7 protein-coding genes are annotated in these 7,130 nt (G+C 71.9%); 2 read left to right on the top strand and 5 right to left on the bottom strand.

Going from position 1 to position 7,130, the window contains the following annotated elements:
* A partial coding sequence (locus E4O86_RS21630) for a YgjP-like metallopeptidase domain-containing protein (RefSeq protein WP_161142626.1) occupies positions 1–388 on the bottom strand: 388 nt, incomplete at its 3' end.
* 98 nt (positions 389–486) lie between these two features.
* Between E4O86_RS21630 and E4O86_RS21625 the strand changes: the two genes are divergently transcribed.
* On the top strand, positions 487–3,054 hold the full coding sequence (locus E4O86_RS21625) for a ligase-associated DNA damage response DEXH box helicase (protein ID WP_425500149.1): 2,568 nt from the start codon (positions 487–489) through the stop codon (positions 3,052–3,054).
* A complete protein-coding gene (gene pdeM, locus E4O86_RS21620) occupies positions 3,047–3,736 on the top strand; it encodes a ligase-associated DNA damage response endonuclease PdeM (protein WP_246206544.1) in 690 nt (229 codons plus the stop codon). Before E4O86_RS21625 ends, pdeM begins: the two co-directional genes overlap by 8 nt.
* A gap of 70 nt (positions 3,737–3,806) precedes the next feature.
* On the opposite strand, the gene E4O86_RS21615 is transcribed toward pdeM, so the two are convergent.
* From E4O86_RS21615 to E4O86_RS21600, 4 genes are all read right to left on the bottom strand, one after another.
* Positions 3,807–4,286 (bottom strand): hypothetical protein, encoded by a 480-nt coding sequence (locus tag E4O86_RS21615; RefSeq protein ID WP_161142625.1) that lies wholly within the window; start codon positions 4,284–4,286, stop codon positions 3,807–3,809.
* Between the two features lie 106 nt (positions 4,287–4,392).
* Complete coding sequence (locus E4O86_RS21610) at positions 4,393–5,142, bottom strand: TIGR02186 family protein (protein ID WP_161142624.1); 750 nt, start codon at positions 5,140–5,142, stop codon at positions 4,393–4,395.
* Positions 5,139–6,065, bottom strand: coding sequence for a TSUP family transporter (locus tag E4O86_RS21605; protein ID WP_161142623.1), 927 nt, complete (start codon positions 6,063–6,065; stop codon positions 5,139–5,141). Before E4O86_RS21605 ends, E4O86_RS21610 begins: the two co-directional genes overlap by 4 nt.
* A 142-nt stretch (positions 6,066–6,207) precedes the next feature.
* The coding region (locus E4O86_RS21600; protein ID WP_161142622.1) for an SEL1-like repeat protein at positions 6,208–7,130 on the bottom strand (923 nt) is incomplete at its 5' end.

Below are 7,130 nucleotides of genomic sequence, written 5' to 3'. Positions count from 1 at the left end.
CCCGCCGCGGCAGATGCGCGCGCTCGCCGGGCACGTGCAGTTCCGTCCCGCCCGGCCCGGGCGCGAGCCGCATCAGCCCCCGGCCGCCGCGATGGACGATGCGGCACGCCTCGCCGCGCAGCGGGAAGGCGGAGCCGTCGGCGAAGGCGGATGCGCCCGGCGCGTCGGCCAGGCGGGCGGCCAGCCAGCCGGCATGACGGTCGAGGAAGCGCTGTCCCTCGGCGAGCGGGACGCGCTTCGGCAAGGTGAGGACCGGCGTGCCCTTGCGCGCGTCGAGCCTGAGGACGAGCCGGCGCGCCCGCTCGCTCCGCCGCACCGCGACCGGGACGGGGCTGCCGCCGATCGAGACGGCTAGGCTCTCCGGGCCGCGCTTCCAGGCGATTCGCATGGGACGGAGTATCGTCGGCCGCGGGACCGGCGCAAAGCGGGTTCGCGCCCGCGCGCGGCCGACTCGACAGGCCGGATTGCCGGTTCTACTTTCGTTCCGTGAACCGACCGATCCACAGGACGCCGCCAGCGGAGACGCTCCTGCCGCCCCGGTTCGGCGGGTGGTTCGCCGCGCGCGGATGGGCGCCCCGGCCGCACCAGCTCGCCCTTCTCGAAAAGGCGCAACGCGGCCTCTCCTCGCTCCTCATCGCGCCGACCGGCGCCGGCAAGACGCTCGCCGGCTTCCTGCCGAGCCTCGTCGAGCTGTCGGAGGAGGTCCGGGCGCCCGGCGCGCCGGTATTCGGGCCCCACACCCTCTACGTCTCGCCGCTCAAGGCGCTCGCCGTCGACATTGCCCGCAATCTCGAGCAGCCGGTCGCCGAAATGGCGCTTCCCGTCCGGCTCGAGACGCGCACCGGCGACACGCCGCTGCACAAGCGGCAGCGACAGAAGCTCGATCCGCCGGACATCCTGCTCACGACCCCCGAGCAGGTCGCGCTCCTCGCCGCGTCGAAGGATGCGCGGCGGTTCTTCTCGCGCCTCTCCGTCGTGATCTTCGACGAGCTCCATTCGCTGGTGGTCTCCAAGCGCGGCGACCTCCTCGCCCTCGATCTGGCGCGGCTCAGGACGCTCGCGCCGGGGCTGCGCACGATCGGGCTCTCCGCAACCGTCGCCGAGCCGGACGATCTCCGCGCCTGGCTCGTCGCGCAGTCCGGCCCGGAGGGGGAGCGGAACCTCTCCGAGCTCGTGCTGGTGGAAGGCGGCGCCCGCCCCGATCTCGCGATCCTCGCCTCCGAGGCGCACATTCCCTGGCAGGGCCATTCGGCGCGCTACGCGCTGCCCGAGATCTACCGGGCGATCAAGGCGCACCGCACGACCCTCCTCTTCGTGAACACGCGCTGGCAGGCCGAGATGCTGTTCCAGGAGCTCTGGACCATCAACGAGGACGCGCTGCCGATCGCGCTCCACCACGGCTCGCTCGACCGCGGCCAGCGCCGCCGGGTCGAGGCCGCGATGGCCGCGGGCTCCCTGCGCGCGGTGGTGGCGACCTCCACGCTCGATCTCGGGATCGACTGGGGCGACGTCGATCTCGTGGTGCATGTCGGCGCCCCGAAAGGCGCGAGCCGGCTCGCGCAGCGGATCGGCCGGGCGAACCACAGGATGGACGAGCCCTCGAAGGGCATTCTCGTGCCGGCGAACCGGTTCGAGGTGCTCGAGTGCCGGGCCGCGCTCGACGCCAACTATATCGGCGCGCAGGACACGCCGCCGCTCCGCGCGGGCGCGCTCGACGTGCTTTGCCAGCACATTCTCGGCATGGCCGTCGCCGAGCCGTTCGACGCCGTCGCGCTCCACCGCGAGATCGTCTCCGCTGCGCCCTATCGCCGGCTCGACTGGGAGACGTTCGAGCGCGCCGTCGATTTCGTCGCGACCGGCGGCTATGCGCTGCGCGCCTACGAGCGCTTCGCCAGGATCCGCAGGCGCAAGGACGGCAGCTGGGGCATCACCCACCCGCGCATCGCGCAGCAGTACCGGCTCAATGTCGGCACGATCGTCGAATCCCCGATGCTCAACGTCCGCCTGGGGCGGAAGGGCGGAGCGGCGGGGCGCGGCGGCCGCATGCTCGGGCAGGTCGAGGAATATTTCGTGGAGACGCTGGTGAAGGGGGACACGTTCCGCTTCGCCGGCCGCACGCTCCGCTTCGAGGGCATCCGCGACAACGAGGCATTCGTCAGCAACGCCGCCAGCGAGGACCCGCAGATCCCGTCCTATGCCGGCGGCAAGTTCCCGCTCACCACCTATCTCGCGGCGGGCGTCCGCCGGCTCCTCACCGAGCCGGAGAGCTGGCGGCGGCTGCCGCCGCAGGTGCGCGAATGGCTGGAGATCCAGCGCGAGAAGTCGCGGCTTCCCGGCGCGGACGAGCTCATGGTCGAGACCTTCCCGCTCCGCAGCCGGCACTACATGGTCGCCTTCCCGTTCGAGGGCCGGCTCGCGCACCAGACGCTCGGCATGCTGCTGACGAGGCGGCTGGAGCGGGCCGGCGCGCGCCCGCTCGGCTTCGTGGCGACCGACTACGCCCTTGCGGTCTGGGCGCTGCGCGATCTCGGCGCGCTCTTCGCGGACGGGCGGCCGTCGCTCGCGGCGCTCTTCGACGAGGACATGCTCGGCGACGATCTCGAGGCGTGGCTCGCCGATTCCTACCTGCTGAAGCGCACCTTCCGGACCTGCGCGGTCATCGCCGGCCTGATCGAGCGGCGGCATCCGGGGCAGGAGAAGACCGGCCGGCAGGTGACGGTCTCGACCGACCTCGTCTATGACGTCCTGCGCAGCCACGAGCCGGACCATATCCTGCTCCAGGCGACCCGGGCCGACGCCGCGACCGGGCTCCTCGACATCGCGCGGCTCGGGGAAATGCTCTCGCGCGTGAAGGGTCGAATCGGGCATCAGAGGCTCTCCCGCGTGTCGCCGCTCTCCGTGCCGATCCTGCTCGAGATCGGGCGCGAGCCGGTGTTCGGCGAGGCGCAGGAGGACATGATGGCGGACGCGGCGGAGGATCTCCTCCGCGAGGCGATGGGAGAGGCGCATTTCGGCGACGGGGCGGATCGAGTGGCGGGAGGCGGCCTTGGCTGAGCGGCCCGAGCTCGCGCTGCAGCTCGCGGGCTGCGAGGCGGTGCTCGACGCGGCCGGGGCGCTCTGGCTGCCCGGCGCGCGGACGCTCGTCGTCTCCGACCTTCACCTGGAGAAGGCGTCCTCGCTCGCCCGGCGCGGCATGCTGCTTCCGCCCTACGATACCGGCGCGACGCTGCGGCGCCTCGAGAGCGCGGTGCGGGCGCGCGATCCCCGAAGCGTGATCTGCCTCGGCGACAGCTTCCACGATCGCGCCGGACCGGAGAGGCTCGCCGGGGAGGCGCGCGCGCGGATCGCGGCCCTGCAGCGCGGTCGGGACTGGGTCTGGGTGACGGGAAACCACGATCCGGAGCTGCCGCCCGCGATCGGCGGCGAGACGGCGGCGACGCTCGTCCTCGGCGCGCTGACGTTCCGGCACGAGCCGTGCGGCGGCATTCGGGGGGAGGTGGCGGGCCATCTCCATCCGGCCGCGAAGGTCGCGCGGCACGGGCGTTCGGTCCGTCGGCGCGCCTTCGTGAGCGACGGCGAACGCCTGGTCCTGCCGGCCTTCGGCGTGCTCGCCGGCGGGCTCAACGTGCTCGACCGCGCCTTCGCGCAGGTCTTTCGCGCCGATGCCTTCCTCGCCTTCATGCTGGGCGAGAGGCGGCTCTACCCGGTCGCCCCGCACGCGCTCGCGGGCGACTAGGCGCGCCCGGACGAACCGCGTGCGGCGGCGCGTGGCGCCCCGAGGCGGGCCGGCATGCGCCGGTCGAGCCTCAGCGTGCGGTCGCCGCGCTCATCTGGCCCTTGATGAAGGCGAGCAGCGAATTGGCGATCCGATTGAGCGCGACCCCCACCATGGCGATGCCCACCACGATCAGGATGATCCCGATGACGACGAGGAGCGGCCCGGCCCCCGCCGCTGCGACCGCGGCCGCCCCGGCCTGTGCGTAGACCATCCCTCCCGCGGTCGTGACGAGCGCGCCGAACACGACCTGCAGCGCGTCCGAGTTCTTGATCGCCGGCCCGACCGAGGCGTTCACCGTCGAGAAGAAGGCGTTCCGGCCCGCCGCGGACGTGCCGAACACGTTGGCGATCAGGCCGACGTCCCTGTTGGAGCCGATCGAGCGCAGGAAGGCGTTCGCCGCGTCGGCCTTCCCCTGCGCGAAGGCGTCGGCCACCTTCGCGATCTCGGTTCGCGACGATGAAACGAAGTGGCGTACCAATGACGTCACGTCGGGTGTGCATTGCCCCATCGGATCCGCTCCTCGGCCGGGAAGCTCCGGCCGGTCGCAAGAATTCGTCAGGCATATCCCGGCGTCAAGGCGTTGCGCCGGCCGGCCGCGCTCGCGGGCGACTGACCTAGCCGCGGCGGAACACGACGCCGCCGAGCCAGCCGGTGAAGAGCGAGAGCGCGACCGTGGCGAGGCCGTAGACGAGGGGCTGGTTCTCGGAGAACCGCGCGATCTCGTCGTTGGTGCCGCTCTTCTCCACGATGAGGCTCTGCGTCTGCCCGGCGAGGAAGGTCTCGTTGCGGAAGACGTAGACGGCGACGGTGTATTGGCCGGTCGGCACGTTCGCCGGCAGGAAGAAGGTGGTCCGGAACACGTGCGAGCCCAGGAACTCGACCGCGTTCGGCCGCTCCATGTAGAGGCCGCGGCCGTTCTTGATCCGCACCACGGCCTCCGCGAAATCGGCCGTGACGGCGTTGCCGGCGGACTCGCGGACGAACGGAAGGTTGTCGATCCCGAGCCGGTACTGCTCGAGCCGTTCCAGGCTCGCCTGGCGGCTGAGATTCTCGCTGAAATGCACGACGTAATAGGACGGGACGTCGTCGAACTCGCGCGTGTCGCGGTTCGCCCACACCCCGAACACCCGCCCCTTCTGCCGCGCGACGATGTCCTGCGGCGGACCGGACACCACGATCGCGACCTCGTAATCGTCGGAATCGGCCGGCGCGTGCTCGATCGCGCCGAAGACCACGATGCGCGAGCCCGTGAAGCTCGAATTGATCTCCACCGCCTCGTCGGAAAGCGCCGAGACGAGGCTCTCGGCCCGCGCCGCGGCCGGCGCCGCCAGAAGCGCGAGGCCGAGAAGCGCGCGGGCGATCATGCGACGGCCCCCAGCATCTCGATGGAATAGGGATCGGGCGGGGCGACGAAGAGGTCGAACAGGAACCGCATCGCCACCGCGAGGACGATGATGGCGAGCAGCGCGCGCAGGTGCTCGCCCCGGAGCGTCTGGCCGATCTGGGCGCCGAACTGCGCGCCGATGACGCCGCCGATCATCAGGAGGAAGGCGAGCACGATGTCCACGCTGCCGTTCGCCACCGCATGGAGCACGGTCGCGAGCGCCATCGTGCAGACGATGTAGCCGAGCGAAGTGCCGACGACGACGGTGGTCGGCACCCGCAGCAGGTAGATCAGCGCCGGCACCAGCAGGAAGCCGCCGCCGATGCCGAGCACGGTCCCGAGAAAGCCGACGCCGAAGCCGAGCGCGACCACCGGGAGCACGCTGACATAGATCTTGGAGCGCCGGAAGCGGACCTTGAGCGGCAGGCCGTGCACCCAGTTGTGCTGGCCGGGGCGGCGGCCGACCGGCGGGCGGCCGGCCCGGCTGCGCATGATCGCGCCCACGGATTCCCGGAGCATCAGCCCGCCGATCACGCCGAGCAGGGTGACGTAGGCGAAGCCGAGCAGGAGGTCGAGCTGGCCGAGGCTGCGGAGCGCCCGGAACACGTAGACGCCGAGGCCGGAGCCGATCATGCCGCCGGAGAGAAGGATGAGCGCCATCTTCTCGTCGATCAGCCGGCGCCGCCAGTAGGAGACTGCGGCGGAGGTCGAGGACGCGACAATCTGCGGTGCGACCGTTGCGACGGCCACCGCGGGGCTCACGCCGCTGAAGATGAGGAGCGGGGTCAGGAGGAAGCCTCCGCCCACCCCGAACAGCCCTGAAACGAACCCGACAGCACCCCCCACGCCCAGGAAGATGAGCATGTTCACAGTGAGTTCGGCGATCGGCAGGTAGAGCTGCACCCGAAGCGCCAGTCCGGTCTGGAAGGTTGATGACGGCGTGCCGGACTAAGGGCTTAACAGCTCTGTCCTGTCAAACGCTTAAAGATGCGAATGCATCTATGGAAGCCGGATCCGCGCCGGCCGCGTCGCCTGGTCGCGCCGCTCAGACGGCGCCTTCCGAAAGCGCCGCGATCAGGCCGGTGTCGATCTCGCCGGTGACCGGCAGGCCGGCCTCCTTCTGGAACAGGGCGATGGCGCGGCGGGTCTTCGGACCGTCCACGCCGTCCGCGGTGCCGATCTCGAATCCGTGCCTGGCGAGCAGGGTCTGGACGCGGGCCACGAGATTCGACGAGGTGCCGAGGCTCACGTCCTGCTTCGGCGGGCCCCAGCCGCCGGGCGGCTCCGCCACGACATTCGCCGCGCGGTCGGCCTCGAGCGGGACGAAGGCGTCGGCGGCCGCCTCCGCCTTGGCGCGGTCGCTGGAGCTCAGCGCCTTGGCGATGACGTCGCGGCGCTTCTCGGCCTCCGCGTCGCCGGCGCGGCCGGCGACCGCGAACCACTTGTAGGCCTCGATCATGTCCTGCGGCACGCCGAGCCCGCGCGCATAGAGGATGCCGATGTTGAACTGGCTGTCGCGCACGCCGTGATCGGCCGCGCGCCGGAAGAGCCCCGCGGCCTTCCCGAGGTCCGGCTCGCTCGCCGCGCCTTCGGCGTAGAGGACGGCGAGGTTGTGCATCGCCTTCACATTGCCGGCCGCGGCGGCGCGCTGGTACCAGGCCTGCGCCTTGGCGAGGTCCTTCGGCACGCCGAGGCCCTTCTCGTAGATCGAGCCGAGCCGGTACTGCGCCGGGGCGAGGCCGCCCTCGGCGGCGCGCTCGTACCAGGATGCCGCGATGCCGAGATCCTGTCCGACCCCGAGCCCTTCCGCGAAGCGGGCGGCGACCTCGAACTGCGCCGCCGGGTCGCCCTGCGCGGCGGCGGCGCGGAGCTTCTCCGGCCCGATATTCTCGGGCGGCATCGGCAGGGAGGCGGGCGTGCCGGCCGCGGCGGTCTCCGGAGCCGCCGCGGCGGGCGGCGCGGACGCCG

Origin of the sequence: Propylenella binzhouense (genome assembly GCF_009866965.1) — a bacterium.
GTDB lineage: Bacteria > Pseudomonadota > Alphaproteobacteria > Rhizobiales > Afifellaceae > Propylenella > Propylenella binzhouense.
The sequence above is the reverse complement of the archived record's forward strand: the minus strand, read 5'-3'. Positions and strand labels throughout refer to the sequence as shown.